Origin of the sequence: Acinetobacter sp. YH12063 (assembly GCF_013419715.1) — a bacterium.
Lineage (GTDB): Bacteria > Pseudomonadota > Gammaproteobacteria > Pseudomonadales > Moraxellaceae > Acinetobacter > Acinetobacter amyesii.
This window is the reverse complement of record NZ_VOZO01000002.1, coordinates 179,997-206,682: the sequence shown is the minus strand read 5'-3', so window position 1 is coordinate 206,682 and position 26,686 is coordinate 179,997. Positions and strand designations below refer to the sequence as shown.

The following is a 26,686-nucleotide window of genomic DNA, read 5'->3' as shown; positions in this document are numbered from 1 at the left end:
CTATGAGCCAAAATACTGTTTCTCAGATTGTCAGCGATAAAATTGATCAACAGGAACTGCAACATCTCATTACGGTATCTACCGGGTTTATCGATGCATATATCATTGATTGTCATGGTAAAGAGCCAATGTTGTTGCCACAAAATATTGTGCTATCAGCGCTCGATAGTGCAACCAAGGTTCCTTTTGTTGAATGGCATGAATTGAAATTGCCTGTTTTCTCAGTCAATGATCCTGCCAAAAATCAGGGTGTGGCTTTGGTGATTGAAGGCGATGATGTTGGACAGCGTTTTGCACTGATGTGTAATGAAATGCCGAAAACCATTCGTCTGCGTATTTCTGAAGTGGTTGATGAAGAAAAAGCTGTGAAAGACGCCAATATTTTCCAATATGTACGCATGGCCGATCAGGTATTTCATATTCCAAATTTAGCTAATATTCAAAACAGTATTGGGCTTCAAGCGGCTTAACATTTGCAAAACGCGATATAAAAAAAGGAACTCAATGGAGTTCCTTTTTTTTGACTATGCAAGGAATATTTAAGCCAACAGGTTTTCTAAAATCTTTTCGTAAATTTCAGAAAGTGGCTCCAATTCTTCCACATTGACGTGTTCGTTGATTTGGTGAATCGTGGCATTTAAAACACCCAGTTCAAGCACCTGCGCACCTGTAGGCGCAATGAATCGACCATCAGAAGTACCACCACTGGTCGAAAGTTCAGTTTCAGTCCCAGTAACTTCTCGAATGGCATCACGTGCGGCATTTACTAACTCACCTACTGGGGTTAGGAATGGCAAACCAGATAAGGTCCAAGAGATGTCATATTCAACGCCATGACGATCTAAAATTTCCAAAGTACGTGCTTTGAGTTCATCTGCCGTTACTTCTGTTGAATAACGGAAGTTAAACAGTAAATTCATCGTGCCCGGAACAACGTTGGTTGCACCTGTGCCGGCATTAATATTGGAAATTTGGAACGACGTTGCAGGGAAGTATTCGTTGCCATTATCCCACACGGTATCGCAAAGCTCTGCCAGTGCCTTTGATGCAGTATGAATTGGGTTAATCGCAAGATGTGGGTAAGCAACGTGCCCTTGTTTACCTTTAACTGTTAAATTGGCATTTAGCGAACCACGACGACCATTTTTAACAATATCGCCGAGTGTGTGGGTGCTAGATGGCTCGCCCACCAAACACCACGTCATTTTTTCATTACGCGCTTCTAAAGTTTCAACAACTTTAACTGTCCCGTTGATCGAAGGACCTTCTTCGTCAGAGGTAATGAGAAATGCAATAGAGCCTTTATGATTTGGATGCTTTGCAACAAAACGTTCTGAAGCTACAACCATAGCTGCCAACGCTGTTTTCATATCTGCGCTGCCACGACCATACAGTTTGCCATCGCGAATTTCAGGAAGAAATGGGTCAGAACCCCATGCATCCAAGTTACCCGTAGGTACCACATCAGTATGACCTGCAAAGCAAAATACTGGTGCTTCAGTCCCTTTACGTGCCCAAAGATTATCTACATCATCAAAACGCATATTTTCAATGTTAAAGCCAATCTTGGCTAAACGTTCCGCCATAATGTTCTGGCAGGTATGGTCAATCGGTGTCACCGACGGTTGGCGCAGTAATTCTAGGCTGAGATCAAGAGTTGCTGTTGAGGTCATGCTAAATACAGAAGTCAAAAATGTCGCAATATAATAGGCGAATCAACAAGCGAAGGGAAATTTAGACGTAAAAAAACCCTATTTAAAAATAGGGCTCTTTTATAAATTCTTGGGAAAGAAATTAATTGCGGCGAATTTCTTCCGAAGTTTTCTCAGCAGTATTGGTTACAGCATCTCCAGCTTTAGATACGTCTTTACCAACACCTTTTACTGTATTACAACCTGTCAATACGAAAGCAACCATAAGTGATGCAGCTAAAATTTTTTTCATTGAATGTAATCTCCATTATGAAAGAATAATTTTTTAGAGGACTAAATTATTCTGTTGTGAGATTTAGATTAAAAAATAGCCGTATCAAACAGTAGGTGGTTTTTACGGTGGTTGAGTAAATAAATGTAAATTTCTACTAAATGGTGCATTGAGTCTTAAATTGTTTGCGGCAAAACCAAGCGTGGCTGTCTATACATATAATAGCTTTCATCACTGTCTTTTTTATATAAACCATCTGTCCACCAATGTGCGGTTGCACTCGTCGGTTGCTGCTGCACGCAGATCCATTCATGTCGTTGTAGGCGATAATAGCCTTGAGTCGTAGATGGAATGACATGTCCCCATTGACCTATTCTACGCGCAGGATTGACCCAGTTTGGTAATGTGCTGGTACGCTGAATAGGTAAATATAATTGACCCTTTAAAACGCAATAGCGTTGTTGAATCTGCTGCCCAAGTGCTTCATCAAATTGGAATTGTTTTTGGGTGAAATGATTAAGCTTTCGAGCCAAAGTATCACTACGATTTAAGCCATACCAATAGGGTAATTGAAAATCGCGCTCGGCTAGATAATATTTTAAAGCCACTTCCCAATGTTCAACTTTACCACTTTCGGTATTTTTTAAAACAAAATCGAGTTCACCTACTGTACGAGGGCCGTCAATTTTTTGAATGCTATGTCCGAGTATCTGGTAGGGATGGTATGGGTGATCGAGAAGCCAAAACCATATAAACATTTCGAAACGTAAACCAAGGCGAGTACTTTTTAATTTTTGTAAAAATTCTACTAATTCACTTGGGTGTTGTTCAAGTTGTTTTAAACGGGGAAGGTAGGCTTCAAAATATTTATGCCAAAGCTCGTTTGGATGAAAATGAAAGGGATAACGGATTTCGAGTTCATTGGGAATTTGCTGCAGAATATTTGGGCTAGCAATACAGAAAGCCAATTGGCGAACTAAGGGCTGTTTAAATTGCAACCATGGCTCAAAATAAGACGACGTTGTCGGGGCTACAGCCATATTGAAACCTTTTGAATAATGCAGAATAACAACGGATAATTGTTAAAAACATCTTATACTACCTGAATTGAAAGTTCAGGGTAGCGGTATGAAGACGTTGTTTTGGCGAAGCTTAGTGGTTGTCTTTGTCATTTTAGGCTTTATAGGGGCTTTATTGCCGGGAATGCCCACGACAGTCTTCTTAATATTAGCGGCATGGGCAGCTTCAAAAGGCTGGCCACAAATGGATGCTTGGTTATTGAATCATCCTAAATATGGGCCAACCTTACGCGCTTGGCGCGAAAATGGTACTGTCCCACGCAAAGCAAAATGGTTTGCATCGATCATGATGTTTGTGAGTGGTCTGATTATGCTTTTTACTTCAGCACCGATTGCCGTCAAGATATTCACTGACTTAACCATGTTGATCGTTGGTATTTGGTTATGGACACGACCTGAGCCAAATCAGATGCGGACTATTGAACAATCGAAGCAGACACAACCAGTAGATAAAGATAAGCAGAAAGAGCAAGAGCATGTCTGAATATACCCAAGATCAAGCTGATATCCTGATTAACTTGAAAGATCAAACCTTAACTTTGCCGAAGCTGAATAAGTTTTACCTCATTTCATCGGGTAAAAATGGCATTGGTGAACAGGAAAATAGTGGTAAGACTCCACGAGGCTGGCATCAAGTGGCTGAAAAGTTTGGTGGACAACAACCTCAAAATGCAGTTTTTAAAGCACGGCAGTGGACCGGAGAGGTTTACGACGAGCAACTTGCCGCATCACATCCTGATCGGGATTGGATATTATCTCGAATATTATGGCTCAGTGGTTTGGAACCGGGCTTTAATGCAGGTGAGGGCTGTGATACTTATCAACGCTATATTTATATCCATGGCACACCAGATCGCGAGCCTATGGGTATACCGATGTCACATGGTTGTATTCGCATGCGAAACAGCGATGTTGTAGAACTTTATCAATTGATTCCATTAAATGCGCTGGTTTACATCACTGAACATTGAACACGTCGTTAAAAGCACAAGCCATGAAAACCGAAGTTCATGGCATCAAAACAAAGATTTGAAAAATTAAAGTGAGTTTGAAAGGCGTTTTTTTGTCAGGACTTTTGTCAGGACTAATGCTCGCAAACTAACAGAAAATCGTGTTTGAATGTATTTTGTACACTAGGGTGTTTTAGAATGCAGTGTGTGTGGTGAATTAATCGTCGGTTTGCTGAATGATTAGTTATGAGTCCACGCGAAAAACTGTTTTTATGTGAATGATGCAGAATATAAGTCATATTTTTAGTAATAAATTTACAGGTTTATAGCTAAAAAATGTTCAAAAGTACTGATTTTTCCGCAATATAACTTATTTTTTAATCACTCAAACAGAAAAAGTGGAAAAGAGTTAGAAAAGCGTTTGACAGACCGTGAGGATTCTCTATAATGCACCTCATCAAACGATGAACATGTTTTGAAAAGGGCGCTTAGCTCAGTTGGTAGAGCGTCTGCCTTACAAGCAGAATGTCGGCGGTTCGATCCCGTCAGCGCCCACCAAGCCTTTTCAGCGTTAAGATATTTAGAGTGCAGCGGTAGTTCAGTTGGTTAGAATACCGGCCTGTCACGCCGGGGGTCGCGGGTTCGAGTCCCGTCCGCTGCGCCACTTTAAATCTTAATTCGTTTGAATCACGATAGCGACATTGTGTAAGTGCAGCGGTAGTTCAGTTGGTTAGAATACCGGCCTGTCACGCCGGGGGTCGCGGGTTCGAGTCCCGTCCGCTGCGCCATTTACATGATAGACCTTTTGAGGGCGCTTAGCTCAGTTGGTAGAGCGTCTGCCTTACAAGCAGAATGTCGGCGGTTCGATCCCGTCAGCGCCCACCATATTTTTTGCGATGCAGCGGTAGTTCAGTTGGTTAGAATACCGGCCTGTCACGCCGGGGGTCGCGGGTTCGAGTCCCGTCCGCTGCGCCATTTCAAAGAATATAATTGTTGTACCCTTTAAGGGCGCTTAGCTCAGTTGGTAGAGCGTCTGCCTTACAAGCAGAATGTCGGCGGTTCGATCCCGTCAGCGCCCACCATATCTTTTAAGATATAGGTTGTGTTTCGAAAGAAACTACGTGATGCAGCGGTAGTTCAGTTGGTTAGAATACCGGCCTGTCACGCCGGGGGTCGCGGGTTCGAGTCCCGTCCGCTGCGCCATTTATCTTAAAAATCTCTGTTCAAGAGAATGCCTTTAGAAAAATCTTCGATTTTTCTCTTGCGCTCAGACAAAGCTTCGCTTTGTTACTCTTCGCTCAGGGCGCTTAGCTCAGTTGGTAGAGCGTCTGCCTTACAAGCAGAATGTCGGCGGTTCGATCCCGTCAGCGCCCACCATATTCTTCTATAGAAACTTCTTTATCCAAAAGCTTGCCTAAATTTTCTGATTTACATAGAATCCGCTCTATAATAATTTTAATATTGTATGTGATCTATGAGAAATCCATATCAGCGCAAGGCAGCGTCTAAAACTCAAACCACAAATTACAATCCTCAAGAAACCTATAAACAATTTATTGAAAATATGGTCGCTCAAGGTGGCGTGATTGCGTTATATCAAGATGGTTGGGCACTTTGTGCGACACCTACAGGTCAACGTTCCTTCGCCATTTGGCAAAACCGTGGTTTGGCACGTTTATTAATTAAAGACAATTGGTCCAATTATGAAATTCAGGAAATTTCATTAAAAGACTTTATCGAAAAAGTCATTCCGTTTTTACGCAGCGAGAGCACTACAGTATCTTTAGATTTAACCCCAGAAGGGCAAAATATTTTGGTTGCGCCTGAAAAGATGCTGTTAGATATTAAAAATTATTTATATCAAGTCTATCAACAGCGCCCAGAAATTTTTGAAAACCTTAAAATTCCTTTGCCACGTAGTATTCGTTTAAATTAATGGTTTATTTACAGCATAAAAAGTCCTTGTTCATTGGTCGAACAAGGGCTTTTTTAATATTCATTGAGTACAAAACCACTCAAAAAGGCAAAATATTCACGTAACCAAGAGTTGTAGCGGATGTACAGCGGTGTAGGTGCTGCAATGGTATACACTTGTGTATAGCCTAACTTTCGTGCAATTGCTTTTGCACGTGGGAGGTGAAAGTCACTACTGGCAATTGCAATGGGGGCATCAAGAGAAATCTGATGTTGTTTTAAAATCATTTTACTGTTGATCAGGTTGAGTTCTGTACTGGTACTTTTACTTTCTTCATATATGCCTGCCGCTGAAATGTCATAGTGTTGAAGTAAATAGCGTTTCATGACGGAAGATTCGGTCATTTTTTCATTAAAGCCTAAACCACCGGTCATGATCACAATAGTATTGGATTGTTGCAAGGCATACGGTGCTGCGGCATCGAGACGCGCCTTTAAGGTCGGAGAGGGTTGACCATTTTCAATACCACTACCCAAAACGATGATGGCTTGGACGGAAGTAAATGGCTTGGATTGCTGGCTATTGAAGTGTAAATACGCAAAAAACAGTAAAAGGCTCAATAGCCAAAGCCAAAACAACCACCATGTAGCACGCCAGAGCCTTTTGAGTTTAGGGTATTGATCTAAAATATTGTGGATTTGGGTTGAAAATAGTCCGGATAAAATAAAAATACACCCAATGACTAAGGGTAAAAGGATGCCTAAATGAATTTTATCTAATGTAAGTAACCAAATGGCATCTACGCAGAGCAGCAAGCCTACACAAAGCAGTAGTATTCTTTTCATGCAAAAAATTAAAGCAGTATTCGTATTTGGCCTAAGTATAGCGTGAAAAAAACCAGACACGAGGTCTGGTTTTTAGTTGGGACTATTTATGAGTAAACATCTTATTAGTAAACATCACGACGGTAACGCCCAGCTTGACGCAGTTCAGCAACAACATCTTCACCTAGTATATCAATCAATGCGTGGTCAACGTCCGTTGCCATACCATTGATACTACCACAGACGTAAATCACGGCACCTTGTTCTACCCATGATTTTAATAAGGCCGCTTGATCACGTAGCTCATGATGCACATAGCGTTTCTCCGTTTGATCACGAGAGAAGGTGAGGTCTATGCGTTGAACTAAACCGGTGTTTTGCCATGCTTCAATGACGTCTTGATAAAAGAAATCATGTGCGCGTTGGCGCTCACCAAAAATCAGCCAGTTTTGCGTATAGTCTTGACGAACTCGTGTATGTAACAGGCTGAGTAAACCAGCAATACCTGTACCGTTACCAATACAAATCACAGGACGATTATCTGCAATCAGGTGGAATGATTCATTGGTGCGAATACGCAGTTGTAGTGTGCTATTGATCGCAGCATGTTGTGTTAACCACCCTGAGCCTAAGCCGAGCTCACCATCCGCATTGGATTGCTGACGCACCACTAAGCGTAATACTTGCTGACTTGGAATACTGGCAATCGAGTATTCACGAGTTGGAAGCGGTGGAAGCTGTTCAAGCAAATGATCAAGGTTGGCAAATGGTTCAACATCCGTATTTAGGTTACGATCCCATAATGCATCTTCAATGCGTTGCTGGGTAGAATCAACCACTTGTTGACTTTGAATTTGGTACTTTTGCATGAAGTTTGCAATACGTTCAGCACTATTACCCGGCTGAATCTCTGCAATATCACCCGCTTGCCAGTTGGCTTCATGTTGCGGTTTTAACTCAATATTAAATGCAGGTGCACCTAAACTGTTCGGGTTGAGTAAATCACGTTTGGTCAATGTCCATGCATCAAAAGTTTTTTCAATTTGCATGTGCTGAAGTTCAAGTTTAGTCGCTTTGGCTAAAGCGCTATTCCATGCTTGAATGGCTTGGGTGTCGCCATTATTGACTTCAATCGTGTTAAACAGGGGCTTCGCAGCATTACTCTGCATCCAGCGATGAATCGCATGACCAAAGCTACAGAAAGTATCCGGATATTCTTCTGAACCTAAAGCTAATACGGCAAACTGAACATGACTAAAATCGAGGCCTTGTGCCATCAGTTTACGTTCAAAGCTTGAAGCAAGGTCAGGTGCTTCCCCAGTGCCATAGGTACTTGCAACAAATAAAACCTGAGAGGCTTGCGTTAAGTCATCTGCTGAAAGTTGCTGAACAGCTTTCACTGTGACAGGCTGACGAGCCTCTTGTAAGCTTGTTGCTGTACGCCATGCCAATTGTTCAGACTGACCTGTTTGTGATGCATAGCAAATTAACCAAGGCTGTGCATTTGGGTCGATGGTAACTGGTGCTAAGCTTTGACGGGCTTGCTGTGTCAGTTTTTTCTGTTTACGACGTTTGAGATAGAGCATCCATCCTGTGACAAAGAACAGCGGCATCATGAGGGATGCAATAACCACAAAGAACTGATAAATCGGTCCGAAGAAACTACCGCGATGTACAGGCAACATGCTGGTCATGATTTTTTCATTTAGCTTTTTATCTTCGTATAACTCGATATCGGTAAGAGCATCCGTTTTGTAGTTATAAGTCGCTTTGTTGCGCGCACGCTCATGTTGAGGGACGGCATCCACAAAGTTAATTTCTAATTCACCATTGGCTTTTTTCGGAATATTAAAAGTGACACTTGAGTATTCACGACCAATATTTTGATTAAAGCCATTCCAACTTTGCGTAAGGGCAATATTCACTTGTTCTGGTTTTAGACCACGTTTTTCTCCGCGACCTTCAGCACCATGTTTATTTTCTTGAGCACCGTGTTCAGAGGGACTCGACGTTGCAGGATTTCTTTCAGAACGTGCTTGGTGTTCGCCATGAGTTTGTTTTGCCTCAGTGGCTTGTTTTTCACCACCTTGCTTTGCACCCGCTTGTTCAGCAGGTTGTCCATTCGGTTTTGGACGTTCTTGTAACTGGGGCTGTGGACGTTCAACGCCCATGACTTTAAACATGCCATTACGCCACCAATCATAAGACCAGTACAGACCTGTACATGCCAAAATGAGATAAAAAACAATCACCCATGTGCCGACGACTGCATGTAAATCCCATAGGAAATTACGTCCTTTGAGTTTCGGTTTTACTGCAAGCCATTGTTTTACAGAATGTCTTTTTGGCCAACGCAGATACAAACCACTCAATACAAAATAAATCAGCATCAGTGTACATGCGCCGGTAATTTGTTTACCTACAGGGCCAACAGTTAAATTACGGTGTAGTTGCTGTACAAACTGGAAGAATTTTTGACCTTTGATTTCAGGTAAAACTTCGGCTGTATAGGGGTTAACCATCATGTTATAGCCACGACGAGCACCTTCCTTGACAATATTCACGGTACTTGAGGCGGTAGCATCTGAGGCAATAGAGATGCTGTTAATTTTCATGTCAGGATCAGACTGACTAAAGTGCTCATAAAGCTCAGCAGGGGTTAGTTTAGGCTGCTGTTGAACCTGAACTACATAACTGTCCTGATTGATTGCTTTAAGTATTTGCTGTTCATAGGAATAAATGGCACCTGTAACCCCCATGAGCGAGAGTATTAAGCCGGCACTAATCCCCAAGAACCAGTGAATCTGGAAAAGGGTTTTCTTAAACATGATGGATTTAATATTGATAAAAGGTTGCTGAATTGCGACGAATTATAAACGATGATGTAGTAGAGAATGTGGAAAAAGTAAGTAATATTCATTCTCATTATTGTAATTATCAATGATCATTCGAAAATTAAACAGATAAAAAAACCTCCACTTTTTGGAGGTTTTTTTATACATAAATGTCTGTTTGGCTTAAATTGCTTTAGCTGGGCCTACAGTTTCATTTAAGTGCTTACGAATGGTCGAAAATGGAAACTTCTTGCTATCCATACGTTTAGGCAAGATGTATGCACCGTCTTGACCCTTCACTTTAAAGTTTAAAAGGATGAAGTCTTTGGTGTCATACCATTCATGAATGTCTTTCCAACCGACAGTCATCGTACCCATGTTTGCGCCCATACGTTGCTGCATTGAGATCCCATGCGGCTGAACACCCATACGAATGCCTTTAATTTCTTGTACAGGGACTTCGTTCAGTTTGCGTTTCGCATACCACTCGATACCGAATTTACGCACAAGGAAGTAAATCACAACACAGACAATAGCTACCCAGCAAAATACTGTTGAATAGTTCTTAATAAAGATAAGGCCCAAGAGTGCCAGTGCAAGAATTGCACCCATAATTAGCCATGCTTTTTTGCCAATTTTGAAGTTACTGCGAGACAGAACAAGTTGAGCATAACGTTGTTCTTCTTCAGAAATTTCATAAGCCACTGGCTCTAGCGTGTAGGCATATAAATTTTTTGCGGTCATAGTGAAAGTAACAGATTTAAAACTGTAAAAAGTTTAGCATTATTTATACCAATTCAGTGAGTATATTGTTCCAAAATCATCCAAATTATAGCGAAGCCAGTTCAGTCGATGCCTGATCATGCTCATGACTTAGATTTTGTTTCAATTGGCTAAATTGGTTCAACACATTAAACATCAAGGAAAGCTGTTGTAGCACGATCAAGGATTTCTGATCTTCCTCACTATTTTGTGACAAACGCTGACGGATTTCTTGCAACATATTTTGCGCCGTTAAGTCCGGTACTTCGTCACGTAGTAATGCACCTTGAATGTCATCCGTAGCTTTATCCAATAAGGTTAAGACTTGTTGATCTTGAATTTTTTCACGATGCGCACCTAAGGCTGCGATATAACTAATAAAGGTATGATTGAGACACAAAAACTCAAAGGCCAAAGCTTTTTGAGTCGGATCGGTATCGGGTTCGGTGGCTAAAGTGGAAATCAGTGAAGCCACTTCTGCATCGGTATTATGGGCTGCACGACGGACCACACGATAATTCAACCCGTTATTACGACCAGATTTATATTGTTCAACCACTTCGGCCAAATAATCACACTGCGCTTGAATCGAACGGCTGATGGTCCGAGGTAGGCGACGGAACTTCCAGTCTGGGAAAATGAAACTCACACCAAACCATGCCAAGGCACAACCAATCAGTGTATCAATCATACGCGGCATAGCTGCGGCAAAACCCATGCCATCTAAGTTAAAGTTGATCAGCGCCAAAATGGTAATAAATGCAGTGGCTTGTGCATATTGCTTACTGCGTAATTCAAAAAACAGCACGCCACTTAAAATGAGTAGCAGTAACTGACCTTCGACAGAAGGAACAAAATATAAAATCGCATAACCTAAAATAATTCCGACCAAGGTGCCAATGATACGTAAATAGAGGCGGCGCTTGGTGGCGTTAAAGTTTGGCTGGCTGACAAACAGGGCAGTCAATAAAATCCAATAGCCATAACTGATATTGGTCACTTGGACAAAAATATAACCAATAAATAACACGGTCGACAAACGCACAGCATGACGGAACAGCACCGACTCAGGACTCAAATGTTGTTTGAATCGAATGACGATGTCATCCCAACCTTTTAAATCATCATCTTTTAAACGATTTTCAATCAGGGCTTGTCGGTCAATATAACGCTCAGTTTCGACGTTGCGTAATTGTGCATCGATGCCTTTTAGGTTTTGGTATAAAGCAAATAAAGAGTTGATCCAAACTTCATCGTATTTTTGCTCTTCACGCAGCTTTTCGAGTGACAATTTTAGATTGTGGAATGCATGCTTAAAACGTTGATTATGATGATAAGGTTTTCGCTGTAAGATGCTGATACTTAAATCTTTACAGGCTTTACCTTGAATCGAAAGCACACGTTGAAAGCGAAATAAAATATCACTATGTTCAAAAATACGGGTCAATTTTTGATAATCAATATGCGCGGAATCGGCACGTTCATGAATGTCTTGCGCGACAAAATAATATTGTAGGCTACGACGTGTATCTTTTTGTCCACGGTCGCCTTTTAAACGCGTTAATAAGGCCGTTTTCATATCGTTGAAAATGCCAATTAATTTGCCATTTTCGAGCGACAGCTCAATTAAACTTTGTTGGTAACTTTCTGGTGTCATATCGACATCAAACAAGTTAGATTTTGCAAATAAGAAGTCGCCAAGAGACGAATAGCTTTGGGCTAATTTGTCTTGAACTTGACGTACAGGAAACAGTAGAAAGCTCAAAGTCGAAAGCAGTCCGTACCACATCGCACCGATGACCAATAAACCTGCTTGTGTATACCAATTTTCAAAAAGTTCGACCCCTAGCATGGAATACACGGAGATCACCAGACAGCCATAAGAAATAGTGGCATAGCGACGACCCAATGAACCCAAAAGAATCCAACCAATACAAGAAACGATCAGCCCCAATGCAAATAAAATCGGATGCGGGAACAACAGATAAATGGATACCGCAGTAACAAAGAACCCAATATAAGTATAAATTTGATTGAGCACGCGGACTGAAAAGCGGTCATCGATATCACTTAGACCTGCGGCAACCACACCCAAGGTGAGGGGAATGGTCATCAATTGCTGATCTAAAAAATATGGGACAAAGGCTGTTCCTGCGAAGGCAATGACCATGCGCAAGTTATACATAAAGGTCGTGTTATAGGTTGCTTGTTTCAGTCGTGCGAGCCAGGCGTTCAAAATTTTTCCTTTGCTAAAGCGATGGGACAGTAAGCAATGTGTATCGTGTGAATTTTCACATTGAAGCCAAGAAATAATACTATGTGCAGTGTAAACTTGTCTGCAAAACTTGCTTGCGATAAATGAATTATTCTTATGAAAAGCGTCGAATCACAAAAGGAATTTTCTCAACGCTGGATCGTCTTGTTGGCGTTGCTGACTGCTTTAGGTCCACTTTCAATCGACATGTATTTGCCGGCTTTACCTCAAATGGCCGACGATTTTGGTGTGACAACGCAACAAGTGGCCAATAGTCTTCCAGCGTATTTCTTGGGTTTGGCGATTGGACAGTTAATTTACGGGCCGGTCAGCGACCGCATTGGGCGTAAAACACCGCTATATTTCGGTTTGGTTTTATATATTTGTGCCAGTTTTCTGTGTGTCTTTGCCAAAAGTGAATGGAGCTTGATCGCGGCTCGCGTTTTGCAAGCCTTGGGTGGCTGTGTTGGTGTGGTGATTGCCCGTGCAGCAATTCGTGATCGCTTAAGTATGCAAGCTTCTGCTCAAGCCTTTGCCAGTATGATGATCGTGACAACAATTGCACCGATCATTGCACCTACTTTAGGCGCATGGGTATTGCAGGTGTTTGAATGGCAATACATATTTGCGGTATTGGTACTTGTCGGTATTTTTTGTCTTTTCTGCGTACATTTTTTCTTTCAAGAAACCCTGCCTGTTGAGCGACGCTTAAAATTAAGTTTGAAACAAGTCTTAGGTTTATATGGTGCGATTTTACAGGACGAAACTTTCCGTAAACCGATGCTCACAGGCTGTTTTTCTGGCGCAATTTTATTTTGTTATATCAGTGGCTCATCTGCCATTTTAATGGATGGTTATGGTCTGAGCCAACAGCAATTTGCTTATGTATTTGGGGCGAATGCTTTAGGGATTATGGTGTTTTCAACCCTCAATAAGAAACTTGCAAATCGACTGGATGTTCGCCATCGTTTGCAATTGGGTAATGCACTCCAATTGTGTGGTGTGCTGATCTTATTGGCGGCAGGATTATTTCATCTTTCCTCTACCTTTGTTGTAATGTTTGGCATGTTCTTATGTGTTGCTTCAATCGGCTTCACTGGGCCAAATGCCATGGCATTGGCGATGTCTGAACAAGGCTCACGAGCTGGCACAGCCAGTGCCATTATGGGAAGTATGCAATTTGCCTGTGGTCTATTGGCCGGAGTGTTTTTGAACTTTTTAGTATGGTCAGCGCTGATCAATATGGCCCTGATTATGTTGCTATTTGTAGTTGTTGCAATGATTACTATGTGTAGTTTAAAAGCTTCAGCCATGGGTTGAACTGAATGCAGGTGATGACGTTTATAGCTAGTTTGACTTAAACGTCGGTCATCAACGTACGTGTCTTATTGATCAAATATCCGCGTCACTCATGATAAATGTTCATCATCCATAACGATGAATGAGGTCGCTATTTTCCCATTGTGAGTTCAATTGCTGTTTGCTCGAAACATATATCTAAGTAATCATGCATTTGAAAATAAAAAGAGAAACTGTAGATCGCTGTTGTCCTACCTTTATGAAATAGAGCAACTGATAAATAAGTATTATTTGCATTAAACACAGTGCTTTATGCTGGATCAATACATTGTGAATGTCTCTATCGGTAATATGTCGGATTTTATCATTTTTATGACATACCTATAGGGTATGGATATTTACCTTTAAGGTATGGGTGTTGAGCTTTTTTGCCATCTGAATCGGCTAAGTCTGAATTTTAACTAAATATTTCAGTCTATTTTCAGTGATGGATTCAGCGTTTTTGCTTTTTGCTTTCAAGTATTTCGTTATTGGGGGCTACAAGTTGGGGCTTTAATGCGACTAAAGCACGGATATGCAGCTTGAAATTTGTCCGCTCAAATAGGCGAATAACAAAGCGCCCGGAGTTAGGGCATACAACAATGACAGGACAATAGAGAGCTTAGGATGAAAACTCAAACTGTATTCCACCCAATGAAAACCCTTGTTGTTGCCATGAGTTTGGCAACGGTCTCAATGGCTCATGCAGGCAGCAATACTTCGGAAATTGAACAATTACGTGCAGAAGTTGCAGAACTGAAAAGCTTGATTAAAGCACAGCAGCAAGTTCAACAACAGCAACAAACAGAGATTCAGCAAGTTAAAGCGCGTCCTGTTGCACCGCCACCAGCTACTCCAGCTGCAAGCTTAAAATCTAAAACAGGTGCAGATGTAAGTCTTTACGGTTTTGTTCGTGGTGATGCAAACTACATCATTGAAGGTGCTGATGATGACTTCAACAAAATTGCGTCTACAGATGGAAATACAAAAGATAAATTACGTGCGACAGCAAAAACCACACGTTTTGGTTTAGATTTTACAGCACCGGTCGGTGGTGATGATAAAGTGGGCGGTAAAATCGAGGTCGATTTCAATGGAAGTGGCGAAACTATTCGTCTACGTCATGGTTATTTAACCTTTAACAACTGGTTATTTGGTCAGACCACATCAAACTTCTTGTCTAGCCATGCACCAGAAATGATTGATTTTGCTACTAACGTGGGCGGTGGTACAACTCGTTTGCCACAAGTGCGTTACAACGTAAAACTTGCACCGCAAACACAATTATTTGTAGCTGCAGAAGAAGGAGACAGTAAAGCATCAGCGATTTCGAGTGTTTCCGTTACTGACTCTGTAGTAAAATATAGTCTTCCAGCTTTGACAGCTAAACTGACTCAGGGTTTTGCGGATGGTAAGGGGAATGCATCTGCACGTGCGCTTGTGGAACATCATAAAGTTCAAGGCGGTAATGATGATGAATTAGGGTGGGGTTTGGCAGCTGGTACAACGTTTGATGTGACGAAACAGCTAAAAATTAATGGTGATGTATCTTATGTAGAAGGGAACAGCAACTATTTATATGGCTCAAATACCGCATATGTTGTTGATGCTAATGGGGATATTGAGCAGAATAAATTTACCGCAGTACAAATCGGTGCAACCTATAAGTTTAATGAAAAGTTGCGTTCAACTTTAGCTTATGGTGCATTATTTGCTGATGAAGATACAGATTATGCAAAAGCATTTAAAGATGTTGGAAATAATTCTGCAAACAAAGAAGTACAGCAAGCTTGGTTAAATGTAATTTATACACCAGTGAAACCAATTGATTTAGGTGTTGAATATGTGAATGGTAAACGTGAAGCGTTTACTGGGAAAACATATAAAGATAACCGCGTTGGCTTAATGGCTAAATATAGCTTCTAAGCTCAAACTACTGATCTAATCAATCAAAAAAGCCTGACTCAGTTCAGGCTTTTTTTGTTTAAACAGGGAGTGTAACAAAGCAGATGAACAAATATGTCTGAGCAATTAAAGTCACTGAATAGCCTAGTCATGATGTCGTTGAACCACGTACAGTATATGGATTACGCTTAAATCTTTAATATTTTATATAGATTAAAAATGCGAATGTATTTAAATAAAAACAATTAGATATAACTTTAAATTATAGAAAAATTAACTTTTTGTAATAAAAAATACTGAAATTTTATTGTTCAGGCTGCATAATGTGCGACTTTTCAGAAATAGTGCGAAACAGTACAGACATACACAATGTTCTGTCATTGAATTTGCTTCATTTGAGGCTGTTTCTCAGTTTAAAACTTTTAGCGATTTGTTAGTCATTTTGAGTTAATTTTTAAAGCTCAGACTTACTTATTTGAATCAGATGATGAATATTTTTCAAACTCTTTAGCTTGAGTCGTTGAATTGCATTATTATTGATTTGAAATTACAAAATGTAGTTGTATTTCAGACCATAAAGGCAGCTAATGCTGATAGAAGAGCTTTAAAAATATTCAAATAATTTTGGACAAATTATATGGAATTTAGTTTTAACGCGTTTTATACCTTAATCGCAGCGGTAATTGTGCTTTTGTTGGGACGATTTCTTGTTAATCGTATTGGATTTTTAGGTCGATACAACATTCCAGAGCCTGTTGCCGGTGGTTTAGTTGCCGCGATTATTTCTTTGGTGGTACACAGTCTTTGGGGCTATAGCATTACAACGAGTAGTGAATTACAAACGAGTTTCATGCTGATTTTCTTCGCTTCTATTGGCTTAAGTGCAAACTTTGCCAAATTAAAAGAGGGCGGAATCGGCTTGGTCATCTTTATCGTCGCTGTTGCTTCATTCATCATGGTGCAGAACCTCGTAGGTATCAGTCTTGCGACGGTGCTAGGTATTGACCCTCTTATTGGTTTGATTGCAGGTTCTATTACCCTTACCGGTGGTCATGGTACTGCAGGCGCATGGGGTGAAATTTTAGAAGTGCAACATGGCATTCAAGGTGCATTAGCCTTAGGTATGGCAAGTGCGACATTTGGTTTGATTATTGGCGGTATTATCGGTGGTCCACTGGCGAAGCTATTAATTAACCGCTATCAACTTGCAACGCCTCGTACTCATGAACAAATTGAAAAAAGTGATAACACTCCTCTAGCAGATATTAATTCAACAGAATATGTGCCGTTTGAATATCCGCATCGAGTTCGTCTCATTACAGCAGATAATGCGATTACCACATTAGGTTTATTTGCAGGGTGTTTAGCATTTGCGGACTTCATGACCGATTTTAGTAAAGGTACTGTATTTGAATTACCGACATTTGTTTGGGCACTGGCTGGTGGTGTAATTTTGCGAAATGTACTGGAGGGTATTTTCCGCGTACAAATATTTGATCGTGCAATTGATGTATTTGGTAATGCTTCATTATCACTGTACTTAGCAATGGCATTATTATCGTTGAAACTATGGCAGCTATCAGATCTTGCAGGACCATTAGTTGTGATTTTGGGAGCCCAAACATTAACAATGGCACTATATGCTGCGTTTATCACTTTCCGTGTCATGGGTAAAAACTACGATGCTGCTGTTTTATCAGCAGGTCACTGTGGTTTTGGTATGGGTGCAACCCCGACGGCTGTGGCAAATATGCAAGCGATTACAAATATGTATGGCCCTTCACATAAGGCATTCTTAATTGTGCCGCTATGTGGTGCATTCTTTGTTGACTTAATTAATGCGACGGTTATTCAATTAATTCTCAAATTTTTCGCTTAATTCTACAAAGGCTCTAATTTAGAGCCTTTGTTTTTGTATTCGCATTTTAGGTATTGATTATGGATGAACAATTAAATGCAACTCTCATGGGCTGGGTCAAAGTTTTTAATGATCCGCTTTGGGATTTCTTAGTCGTATTCTTAGTGGCGGTTGGTATTTTCTATACCTTAATCACTGGCGCAGTTCAGATTCGTCTATTTTTTCATAGTATTAAAGTGATGAAATCTAGCCGTAAAGAAGGCGATGATGAACATGGGATTACACCATTCCAAGCCTTTGTGACAGGATTGGCCAGTCGTGTCGGCGTAGGTAATGTCGCAGGTGTTGCAATTGCGATTGCGATTGGTGGGCCGGGTGCGGTGTTTTGGATGTGGTTTACCGCATTTTTAGGCATGAGTTCAGCATTTGTGGAATCTTCACTTGCACAGCTCTTCAAAGTGCGTGATACGCAAAATCAGCAATTTCGTGGTGGTCCAGCGTACTACATCACGCAAGGCTTGAAGCAAAAGTGGTTGGGTGTGGTTTTTGCCATCGCGCTGATTTCAACTTACGGTTTTGTCTTTAATGCGGTGCAAGCCAATGCGATTACAGGTGCGACCTCACATGCGTGGGGCTGGGATAAAGCCAATATCATTTTAGACTTAGGTGGTTTCGGTTTCGAAATCTCTTGGGTGGGCTTGTTCTTGGTGTTCATTACTGCGCTGATTATTTTTGGCGGGATTAAACGAATCGCCAAAGTTGCAGAAAGATTTGTACCCTTTATGGCGTTGCTTTATCTCGCAGTTGCTTTCTATGTTGCATTTGCTAACTTTGCGATGCTCCCAGATATTTTTCAGTTAATTTTCAGTAAAGCCTTTGAATTTGATGCTGCGGCAGGTGGTTTTTTCGGTGCCATGGTTTCTATGGCAATGATGCAGGGAATTAAACGTGGTTTATTCTCGAATGAAGCGGGTATGGGTTCTGCACCCAATGCCGCAGCAGCATCAGATGTTAAACACCCTGTCAATCAAGGCCTAGTTCAGATGCTCGGTGTCTTTGTCGATACATTTGTCGTGTGTACCTGTACGGCGATCATTATTTTGGCATCTGGCTTGTATGAAAATGCAGGCTTTGAAGGCGTTGCTTTGACGCAAATGGCGCTTGAAAGCCAGATTGGCGCATGGGGAGATGACTTCCTTGCTATTATCTTGTTCTTATTCGCTTATTCTTCAGTAATCGGTAACTATGCTTATGCTGAAGGTAATGTGCAGTTTATCAATAACAATCCTAAGGTCATGTTTGTATTCCGCGTATTCGTCCTCATGATGGTGTACTTTGGTTCAATCATGAGTGTGCCTCTGATTTGGAACTTAGCGGATCTCTTCATGGGCGTGATGGCGAGTATTAACCTCTTTGCAATTTTATTGCTGACTCCATTCTTATTGATGTTGATGAAAGACTACACCTCACAGTTAAAACGTGGTGTAAAAGAGCCAGTGTTTAAGATGGATGAACATCCAAAATATAAGGATCGTGTTAATTCCGATATTTGGTAAAGTCAAAAATTAACTTTAAAAAGCTCCGTTGTCGGGGCTTTTTTTGCTAGATAAGAGCTTAAATCCTGATGTGGAAATTCTGCTAGACATTGAAATTTTGACAGCCAATGACTTTCTAGGTTGTATGTCAATATAATGTGCATCGGTCAGAGGCATTAACGAATAATAACAGTGACGTGAATGCGGACTGATTAGACTACTTTTTCTCTTCAAATCTCGAGTTGCATTTGGAATATCTCTCAATGAAAAGCATAACTGTTTTGATGACTGCATTCGCAATCAGCCTTGTAGGTTGTCAAAGTGTGGGCTCAAAAACGGTCAGCGCTGAAACAACCGCACAAATTCGGACTTATACAGCAGCACCTGCACAGGTGGCGAATAACCGCATTGACTTTAAAAAAGTGAAAAAGCAGGAAAAGCGTCCGATTGTTGCTTTGGTTTTAGGGAGTGGTGGGGCACGTGGTTATGCACACATTGGCGCCATTCAGATACTTGAACAGCAGGGAATACACCCAGATTTCATTGTTGGAACCAGTGCGGGTAGCATTGTGGGTTCAATCTATGCATCAGGTAAAAGTGCCAATGAGTTAAGAGATATCGCCTTAAATATGAAAGCCAATGATGTTCGAGAAATACGCTTGGACAAAAAAGGCTTTTTTGACGGTAAAAAAGTTGAAGATTATATCAATGAGCAAGTTGATGACGTGCCTTTAGAGTTGCTAAAAACCCCAATGTATGTGGTGGCAACCGAGTTAAAGAATGGCAAAAAAGTCGTGTTCAACTATGGCAATACGGGGCAGGCTGTTCGTGCTTCGGTGTCGATTCCAAGTATGTTCATTCCCACGATTATTGAAGACACAGAATATGTTGATGGCGGATTGGTCAGCCCTGTTCCTGTGGATGTTGCACGCGATTTAGGGGCAGATATTATTATTGCAGTAGATATTTTGGCACGACCTATTCATACCGAAACGTCTAATGTTTGGGGCTTGTTTAACCAAAATATCAATATTATGCAAAATCGTTTAGCTCAAGAAGAACTCAAGCGAGCAGACATTGTGATTCAACCTGATTTACGTGAAAAAGCACATATATTTGATGTAAAAGGTCGTGAAGTGACGATGCTTGCAGGTGAAGAGGCAACCTTAGAAAAACTTGGAGAGATTTCTCGGGTTTATGCTGAACATCAATATAGCAAGGGACATCATATTCCTTATTTAGCAGCCAAAGACTAGGTTGGTACGATCCGTAAATTGACATGCATCCTGTTCACCTAGCAGGGTGCATTTTTATTTCAGCTAAGCATTTTAATTTTTGCTCTCAGCTCTTCCCATGCTCAATAGTATCTAGTAATCATTAATATATTGGATGTTGATTGGTTTTAGGTCTTAATCACAAGATTTGCCAAATATAAAAATCGTAATGATAAGAAAATATACAGTTAATTATTTGAAATTAATTAAGAAAATCATATTAATTGGTTTTACGTAGATTTTAAGAGTATATACCTATATTAGCGTTTTTATTCATGTGCTTACGTTTACCAATACTGTTGAAGTGTTTAGAATATCATCAGGTTATTAATACTTAAAACCAATAAATATTTTAAAGGTGGCTGTAGATGAAAACGCTTGATGTAGGACAAAAAGTAAAGCTTGCGATGATGGAAGATAACGTATTTATTGTCACTCATGTACATGTAGATAATTCTTACACGCTAGAAAGTACCAATGATGGTGGACAAAAAACAAGCTATGACAACGTATCTTTCGAGATGTTAAAAGTCTTAGAAGATTAAGTTTAATGCCGTGCTATGTTGAATCGATGAACAACGCGTTTTAATGAATATGTTTTAAATATAAAACACAGCATAGCTTGGATTAAAAAAAACTGATAGATAGCGCGATAAATACTTGTTTATCGGGTGTATATCGTTATCGATATATATTTTACTGAATGATGGTATGATCACTATAAATAATAATGATGGTTTTTTTGCCGATTTGAACATTTAATTTTGATTAAAATCTATATAATAATCACATTAATCATTGTTATATCACGAGTCTAGAGAAACAAGATGTCCCCATTAGATCAAATTGCGAATGCACTAGACGACCAGTCAGAATTATCGATGTCAGTTTTAATGACTCCTGACATGGCGAATTTTTCGGGTAATGTGCATGGTGGAACGATTCTAAAATTGTTAGACCAAGTCGCGTATGCTTGTGCAAGTCGCTATTCTGGTAGCTACGTGGTGACACTATCAGTCGATAAAGTAAATTTTAAAGAACCGATTCACGTGGGTGAGTTAGTGACTTTCCTTGCAAGTGTGAACCATGTAGGTCGTACTTCTATGGAAATTGGTATTCGTGTTGAAGCGCAGAACATTCAAAAACGTACAGTGCGTCATACCAATAGTTGCTATTTCACAATGGTCGCTGTTGATGATCAAGGTAAACCAAAACAAATTCCGGCATTAAATCTAGATAATGACTGGAAACGTTGTCGCTTCGAAGCTGCGGAACATCGTAAAGTGGCGCGTTTACAGGAAAATCATCATCCTTCTTGCAGTATTTATAAAAAGTCGACACAAAGCTAATCGCTTTGGTGGCTGAATATTTGAAAAGATCGCTTAGGCGATCTTTTTTTTAATCTGAAATTTGTTTGGATAGTGCAGTAAGGATTTTAATTCCGAGTGTGCGACTAAAGTTTATTCTTCAAAGCTCAGTTAAAGATAGTCATTCAGTCCAATACTGTTTAATATAAAACGATACGTATCGTTTCGTTTTTTAAATTATGAGTGAAACTGAAAAAACTTCTCGGCGTAAGCAATGTATCTTACAAGCGGTCACAGATGCTTTGGCGGAAAGTGATTATCGAAGCATGACCATTGAAGATATTGCGGCTCGCGCAGGCGTGGGAAAATCGACGATTTACCGTTGGTGGAAGCATAAGTCCGATCTGGTTTTCGATGCTTTTAAAGCGCACACCGCGTCGGTGTTTGAGCTCGATTTATCACAAAGTTTAGAGTTCAATCTAAATCAACAATTGCTCAAACTATCACGGGCTTTAAATCAGCATGTGGGTCGAGCATTGCTGGTCGTTTTGGCGGAGCATCGTGAAGCAGCGGGTGAGTTTTTTAAACAGTATTTGTTACCTCGACGCGAAGCGACACGTGAGCTGATTCAATTGGCCATTCAACGTGGAGAAATTCGAGCGGATTATCCTTTTGAGCTGATGTTAGATATGTTGTATGGCCCGATTCATTATCAGATCATTTTCTTTAATACTCAGCCAGATGAAGACTATATCAAGCGACTGGTGCAGTTGGCGCTTAAGCCGATTCTGATTGAATCAGAAGCCACACATGGTGGTGAGGCAAGGACATCATGATCCATCAAAATCATGCATCACTATGGAACAAGTCTTTTGTTTTTTGTTTGTGTAATAACTTGTTTTTATTTAGCTATTACTTTGCGCTGCTGACCATATTGCCCATTTATATTATGAAAGAATTGGGTGGTACGATTCAGCAAGCGGGTATGGCTTTGACCTTATTTTTAGTGTCATCCATTGCGATTCGTCCCTTTTCCGGCATGATTGTTGAGCGTTTTGGTAAAGCCAATTCTGTGCGTATTTCAGGCTTTATTTTTGTCGTTTTTGCGCTGAGTTATTTGTGGATTGACAGCATGTGGTCGTTGTTGGTCATTCGTTTTTTACATGGTTTTTGGTTCAGTATATTAACCACGGTCAATGTTCCCATCGTAAATGATTACATTCCAGATCACCGAAAAGGCGAGGGCATGGGTTACTTTGTCATGTCGACCAACTTAGGCGTGGTGATCGGGCCATTTTTAGCGCTGAGCATGATTCAATTCAGCAGTTTTAGTACCTTATTTGCAGTATTAGCCTTCTTGGTTGCAGTGGGCTATGTTTTTACGTGGTTAGTTCAAATACAAGAACACGTACAGCTTAAATCAAGTGATCAAGCGAGCAAATCCGCTGCCATCCAATGGCGTGATGTGATCGAAACACGGGTACTTGCCATCAGTTGTGTGGCACTACTAACTGCGTTTGCATATTCGAGTGTGATGAGTTTTATCACCGCTTATGCAGAGTTGAAGCATTTACTCGCTTATACCAGTATCTTTTTTATTGTCTTTGCTGTGTCGATGTTGGTCGTCCGTCCTTGGGTTGGCAAAGTCTATGATCGCAAAGGCCCGAGTGCAGTCATCTATCCGTCCTTTATTTGCTTTGCCATTGGTTTGGTGATTGTGAGTTTTCTCACGAATCAATGGGTGCTTTGGATATCGGCAGTTTTTATGGGCATCGGCTACGGTTCAGTGTTCCCATGTCTGCAAACGGTCGCGATTCAAACGGTAGAAAAAGCCCGAATGGGACATGCGATATCCACCTTTTTTGCCTTGTTTGATATTGGCCTTGCTGTTGGTTCGGTCATGATGGGTGTGCTGATTGCATACTTTGGATTTCAGGCAACCTATTTATTTTGTGCGGTGATGGTGCTGTTCACTACGTGGATGTATCGTCTATTCGTGGCAAACCAATTCAAACGCAGTGCTTTAGGAGCTGAATAATGGAATTACGACATCTACGATATTTTGTTGCGGTTGCCGAAGAGCTAAATTTTACCAAGGCTGCGCAGCGAATGTGTACTGTGCAACCTTCTTTAAGTCAGCAAATTAAAGACCTAGAACAGGAAGTTGGGGTGCAATTATTGATGCGAACCAACCGAAAAGTTGAACTGACTGCAGAAGGTCAGGCCTTTTTAAAAGAAGCGCGTTTGAGTTTAGAGCATGCTGAAAAAGCCATGATAGATGCGCGTCAAATTGCGAAGCTCAGTAAAGAACAACTGAATATCGGCTTTGTTCCTGTGGCTGAAATGAAGGTCTTTCCTTATATCATGCCGAATATCCGTGCTCAGTTTCCTGAGTTGAAAATTCATTTTCATAGTTTAATGGATGTCGATCAGATCAGTGCAGTGCGTAAAGGGGAAATTGATATTGCCTTTACCCGTTATGTCGAAGAAAGCCCTGATATAGAATCTGTTCAGATTTTTACTGAGCCTTTGGCGCTGATTGTACCGAAAAATTCGCCTGTGGCAGAACAGCGGCACATTAGCATTAAAAACATGAATAATCAGGATTTTATTATTAGTGATGAACATTCATCACCTGAGCTATACCGAATTATTCAAGATTTCTTTAAGCAAAATAAACTGAATGTGAACTTGGTACAGCATTCGACCAATATTTTGTTAAATGTCAATTTGGTCGGTATGGGCGTGGGGTGGAGTTTGGTACCGTCTTATGTCATTCCATTGCTCGGTGATAAAATATTGGTTAAAAGTACGGTTGAACCTTTGCCGACCATTGGTTTGTATGCGAGCTATCGAAAAGATCGTAAAAATGATGCAATCGAATTGATTTTAAAAGTCTTAAAAGAGCAGTTCTATATGGGCTTTTTCTAAGCCTTTAAATATTGCCCTAAGATTTAAATAAAAAAATCCTGAATTAAGCGCTTCGGGATTTTTTATTTATCGTATTTTTAATCAAAGACTCAATGATAAGTTGCCTTTATCGCTCTGATTTATTTAAACCATTTTTGTAAATAGGGTTTCATCACGCGGTAGGCAATCAAACCGATAAAAATAATCAGATAGAGTGGCCAAATCGTAATGAGAATAACCAGTAGGCTCAACACAAATTGCCAACCTTTTTGAATACCATACCACGCTCTTTGCCAGAAACTATCGCCATTTAATTGAGCAATAGCATCAAGGTTAATATCGATATGTTCACGGACAGTGGCAGGTTGAGTAAAGCCAATCACAATCGTGCTATAGCGGACACGATCTTGAACTTCTAAGCGAGTCAGGCGTGAGATTTCATTGACTTGCGCTGCTGCTACATGGTCTGGCACGACCGTTGTTTGCGACATTTTTTCTTCGAGTAGTTTTAGTTCATAGCGTTTTGCCGAATATTGCTGACGGTTCAAAAAATGCATTAGTGGTAACAGTTGATTGACGAAATGTGCAGCTTTTTCACTTGGCACACGAATGATCATTTCCGCTTGCGGATTTACTTTTTCGAAGATTTTAATTTTGCCGTCAGCAATCGGGTAGGATTGACTCTCATGCACCACAAAGTCGATATTTTTCTGTTCAATAAAGCCGCCTAAACTTAGCGTCAGTTTTTCAATTTCTAAGGCCGTTTTAACGACATCTTTCGACTCAAAACTGACATTGGCTTCTCGTACCATTTTACGAGAGGCTTCGGCTAGGTTGACCTGTTCATTTAAAATAGTTTCAGGTTTTTGTGTTGTTGCAGGCGTGGTAGACGGCTCATTGGATGTGCTTTCCGCTGCTTGATCTTGCTGTGTACTGACTTGAGCAGGTTGTGCATCTGCGCTGGCTTCAGTTGCCATTTCTTCGGTTTTCTTGGAACAGCCTGAAATTAAAATCACCGTAAACATGGCAATTAAATATTTATTTTTCATAGATGTAGAGCTCAATTGTTTGATTATCAGAAAGTCGGAGTAAATACTTTTTGCTTTAAATATAGATTCAAATTTAGCGTAATTATTAGTCGGGCGTATTGTATCGGAAAGTGTTTAAAGCAGGGATGAACGCAACATAATTCTACATAGAGCCGCGTATAGTCATAGATAGAACAACAAGGAAGAAAATAAGGATATCTACAATGAACCCAACAATGAAACTCTACAGCAATCCACGCTCACGCAGTAATACCATTCTGCCTTTATTGAAAGAATTAAATATCTATTGAAAGAATTAAATATCGAGTCAGAAGTTGACATTATTGAAGTGCCATATGAAGAGATGCATCAAGCGGCATATCTCAAGATTAACCCCATGGGCAAAGTTCCTTGCTTGGTCGATGGTACTGCCGTGATCAGTGAAACTGCAGCCATCTTTAGTTATTTAGCCGATAAATTCAGTGACAAAGGTTTGGCACCCGCCTTGGATGATCCCAAACGTGGTGAATATTTGAAATGGATGTTTTTCTGTCATGGTCCGCTGACTGAATATATGGACATGAAAAATGTCGGCATTAGTACTGAGTTGATGGATGAAAAACGTGGCAGTTTGAGTTTTGGTAATGAAAAAATACTTTTAGATTTTATTAAAACAGGGCTTGCGCAGGCACAGCCATATCTGTTGGGGGATAAAATTAGCGCAGCAGATTTGTATTTAGCTTATTGGATGGTGTATGCAATTTCATTCAAAATATTGCCATATTTAGATGAATTTAAACCTTTTATTCAGCAGATTCAGCAACGTGAATCGGTAAAAGATGTGCATTGGTTTCAGTCGGTTTAACTTGGATGCTTATTTGATTGTTGGCTGAACGTGGTATTGCTATATGTCTATTCATATAACTCTTTCTTTGAGAATTAAAAAGAAAGAGTTTTAAATATCAATCACTAAGATGATAAAGCGATTTT

22 protein-coding genes, 8 tRNA genes and 1 pseudogene are annotated in these 26,686 nt (G+C 40.4%); 23 read left to right on the top strand and 8 right to left on the bottom strand.

All coding sequences use genetic code 11. From position 1 onward, the window contains the following. Positions 1–2: 2 nt before the first annotated feature. Positions 3–470 (top strand): hypothetical protein, encoded by a 468-nt coding sequence (locus FTU12_RS03915; RefSeq protein WP_078192254.1) that lies wholly within the window; start codon positions 3–5, stop codon positions 468–470. A 69-nt stretch (positions 471–539) separates the two neighbouring features. On the opposite strand, the gene dapE is transcribed toward FTU12_RS03915, so the two are convergent. The 3 genes from dapE to FTU12_RS03900 all read right to left on the bottom strand — a co-directional run bounded on the left by dapE (position 540) and on the right by FTU12_RS03900 (position 2,963). Further along, positions 540–1,673: a succinyl-diaminopimelate desuccinylase gene (gene dapE / locus FTU12_RS03910; protein WP_180113787.1), complete on the bottom strand. Its 1,134-nt coding sequence runs from the start codon at positions 1,671–1,673 to the stop codon at positions 540–542. A gap of 121 nt (positions 1,674–1,794) precedes the next feature. Continuing rightward, the gene (locus tag FTU12_RS03905) at positions 1,795–1,944 is read right to left on the bottom strand and encodes an entericidin A/B family lipoprotein (protein ID WP_078191053.1); all 150 of its coding nucleotides are present in this window, start codon (positions 1,942–1,944) and stop codon (positions 1,795–1,797) included. A gap of 155 nt (positions 1,945–2,099) precedes the next feature. After that, positions 2,100–2,963 carry a DUF1853 family protein gene (locus FTU12_RS03900; RefSeq protein ID WP_180113786.1) on the bottom strand — a complete coding sequence of 288 codons (864 nt, stop codon included), beginning with the start codon at positions 2,961–2,963 and terminating at the stop codon, positions 2,100–2,102. 88 nt (positions 2,964–3,051) lie between these two features. On the opposite strand from FTU12_RS03900, the gene FTU12_RS03895 reads away from it, so the two are divergent. From FTU12_RS03895 to FTU12_RS03845, 11 genes are all read left to right on the top strand, one after another. Further along, positions 3,052–3,486 (top strand): YbaN family protein, encoded by a 435-nt coding sequence (locus tag FTU12_RS03895; protein WP_180113785.1) that lies wholly within the window; start codon positions 3,052–3,054, stop codon positions 3,484–3,486. Further along, complete coding sequence (gene elsL, locus FTU12_RS03890; RefSeq protein ID WP_078192250.1) at positions 3,479–3,973, top strand: cell wall-recycling L,D-carboxypeptidase ElsL; 495 nt, start codon at positions 3,479–3,481, stop codon at positions 3,971–3,973. The genes FTU12_RS03895 and elsL overlap by 8 nt, the downstream gene beginning before the upstream one ends. Before the next feature lie 461 nt (positions 3,974–4,434). After that, a tRNA-Val gene (locus tag FTU12_RS03885) sits at positions 4,435–4,510 on the top strand. A gap of 29 nt (positions 4,511–4,539) precedes the next feature. Further along, positions 4,540–4,616: transfer RNA gene (locus FTU12_RS03880), tRNA-Asp, on the top strand. A gap of 47 nt (positions 4,617–4,663) precedes the next feature. After that, positions 4,664–4,740 (top strand) — tRNA-Asp (locus FTU12_RS03875). Positions 4,741–4,761: 21 nt separating this feature from the next. Then, positions 4,762–4,837, top strand: a tRNA-Val gene (locus FTU12_RS03870). 13 nt (positions 4,838–4,850) lie between these two features. Continuing rightward, positions 4,851–4,927 (top strand) — tRNA-Asp (locus tag FTU12_RS03865). A gap of 31 nt (positions 4,928–4,958) precedes the next feature. Continuing rightward, a tRNA-Val gene (locus tag FTU12_RS03860) sits at positions 4,959–5,034 on the top strand. A gap of 44 nt (positions 5,035–5,078) precedes the next feature. After that, positions 5,079–5,155, top strand: a tRNA-Asp gene (locus FTU12_RS03855). Between the two features lie 98 nt (positions 5,156–5,253). Then, a tRNA-Val gene (locus FTU12_RS03850) sits at positions 5,254–5,329 on the top strand. 97 nt (positions 5,330–5,426) lie between these two features. Then, the gene (locus FTU12_RS03845) at positions 5,427–5,888 is read left to right on the top strand and encodes a DUF2750 domain-containing protein (protein WP_078191441.1); all 462 of its coding nucleotides are present in this window, start codon (positions 5,427–5,429) and stop codon (positions 5,886–5,888) included. Positions 5,889–5,941: 53 nt separating this feature from the next. Here the strand turns inward: FTU12_RS03845 and FTU12_RS03840 are convergent, their stop codons facing one another. From FTU12_RS03840 to yccS, 4 genes are all read right to left on the bottom strand, one after another. After that, positions 5,942–6,712: a YdcF family protein gene (locus FTU12_RS03840; protein WP_180113784.1), complete on the bottom strand. Its 771-nt coding sequence runs from the start codon at positions 6,710–6,712 to the stop codon at positions 5,942–5,944. 104 nt (positions 6,713–6,816) lie between these two features. Then, positions 6,817–9,519, bottom strand: a complete 2,703-nt coding sequence (locus FTU12_RS03835) for a sulfite reductase flavoprotein subunit alpha (RefSeq protein ID WP_180113783.1) — start codon at positions 9,517–9,519, stop codon at positions 6,817–6,819. A gap of 189 nt (positions 9,520–9,708) precedes the next feature. Then, on the bottom strand, positions 9,709–10,269 hold the full coding sequence (locus FTU12_RS03830) for a YcxB family protein (protein ID WP_078191438.1): 561 nt from the start codon (positions 10,267–10,269) through the stop codon (positions 9,709–9,711). 85 nt (positions 10,270–10,354) lie between these two features. After that, positions 10,355–12,523 (bottom strand): YccS family putative transporter, encoded by a 2,169-nt coding sequence (gene yccS, locus FTU12_RS03825; protein WP_078191437.1) that lies wholly within the window; start codon positions 12,521–12,523, stop codon positions 10,355–10,357. 135 nt (positions 12,524–12,658) lie between these two features. Between yccS and FTU12_RS03820 the strand changes: the two genes are divergently transcribed. From FTU12_RS03820 to FTU12_RS03775, 10 genes are all read left to right on the top strand, one after another. Continuing rightward, on the top strand, positions 12,659–13,861 hold the full coding sequence (locus FTU12_RS03820; protein ID WP_180113782.1) for a multidrug effflux MFS transporter: 1,203 nt from the start codon (positions 12,659–12,661) through the stop codon (positions 13,859–13,861). 645 nt (positions 13,862–14,506) lie between these two features. After that, positions 14,507–15,805: a DcaP family trimeric outer membrane transporter gene (locus FTU12_RS03815; RefSeq protein ID WP_180113781.1), complete on the top strand. Its 1,299-nt coding sequence runs from the start codon at positions 14,507–14,509 to the stop codon at positions 15,803–15,805. 616 nt (positions 15,806–16,421) lie between these two features. Then, a complete protein-coding gene (gltS, locus tag FTU12_RS03810) occupies positions 16,422–17,663 on the top strand; it encodes a sodium/glutamate symporter (protein ID WP_180113780.1) in 1,242 nt (413 codons plus the stop codon). Between the two features lie 59 nt (positions 17,664–17,722). Next, on the top strand, positions 17,723–19,198 hold the full coding sequence (locus tag FTU12_RS03805; RefSeq protein ID WP_180089121.1) for a sodium:alanine symporter family protein: 1,476 nt from the start codon (positions 17,723–17,725) through the stop codon (positions 19,196–19,198). 242 nt (positions 19,199–19,440) lie between these two features. Further along, positions 19,441–20,433, top strand: coding sequence for a patatin-like phospholipase family protein (locus FTU12_RS03800; RefSeq protein WP_180113779.1), 993 nt, complete (start codon positions 19,441–19,443; stop codon positions 20,431–20,433). 386 nt (positions 20,434–20,819) lie between these two features. Continuing rightward, positions 20,820–20,996 carry a hypothetical protein gene (locus tag FTU12_RS03795; RefSeq protein WP_171263721.1) on the top strand — a complete coding sequence of 59 codons (177 nt, stop codon included), beginning with the start codon at positions 20,820–20,822 and terminating at the stop codon, positions 20,994–20,996. 282 nt (positions 20,997–21,278) lie between these two features. Continuing rightward, positions 21,279–21,800: an acyl-CoA thioesterase gene (locus tag FTU12_RS03790; protein WP_078191431.1), complete on the top strand. Its 522-nt coding sequence runs from the start codon at positions 21,279–21,281 to the stop codon at positions 21,798–21,800. 197 nt (positions 21,801–21,997) lie between these two features. Further along, positions 21,998–22,594 carry a TetR/AcrR family transcriptional regulator gene (locus FTU12_RS03785; protein WP_180063249.1) on the top strand — a complete coding sequence of 199 codons (597 nt, stop codon included), beginning with the start codon at positions 21,998–22,000 and terminating at the stop codon, positions 22,592–22,594. Further along, positions 22,591–23,796, top strand: coding sequence for an MFS transporter (locus FTU12_RS03780; RefSeq protein ID WP_180113778.1), 1,206 nt, complete (start codon positions 22,591–22,593; stop codon positions 23,794–23,796). Before FTU12_RS03785 ends, FTU12_RS03780 begins: the two co-directional genes overlap by 4 nt. Beyond that, positions 23,796–24,689, top strand: a complete 894-nt coding sequence (locus FTU12_RS03775; protein ID WP_078192238.1) for a LysR substrate-binding domain-containing protein — start codon at positions 23,796–23,798, stop codon at positions 24,687–24,689. Before FTU12_RS03780 ends, FTU12_RS03775 begins: the two co-directional genes overlap by 1 nt. A gap of 119 nt (positions 24,690–24,808) precedes the next feature. Here FTU12_RS03775 and FTU12_RS03770 read toward each other — a convergent pair whose 3' ends face one another. Further along, a complete protein-coding gene (locus FTU12_RS03770; protein ID WP_180113777.1) occupies positions 24,809–25,717 on the bottom strand; it encodes a DUF4349 domain-containing protein in 909 nt (302 codons plus the stop codon). Positions 25,718–25,932: 215 nt separating this feature from the next. Here FTU12_RS03770 and FTU12_RS03765 point away from each other — a divergent pair. After that, positions 25,933–26,561: pseudogene (locus FTU12_RS03765) on the top strand (glutathione S-transferase family protein). Positions 26,562–26,686 lie beyond the last annotated feature (125 nt).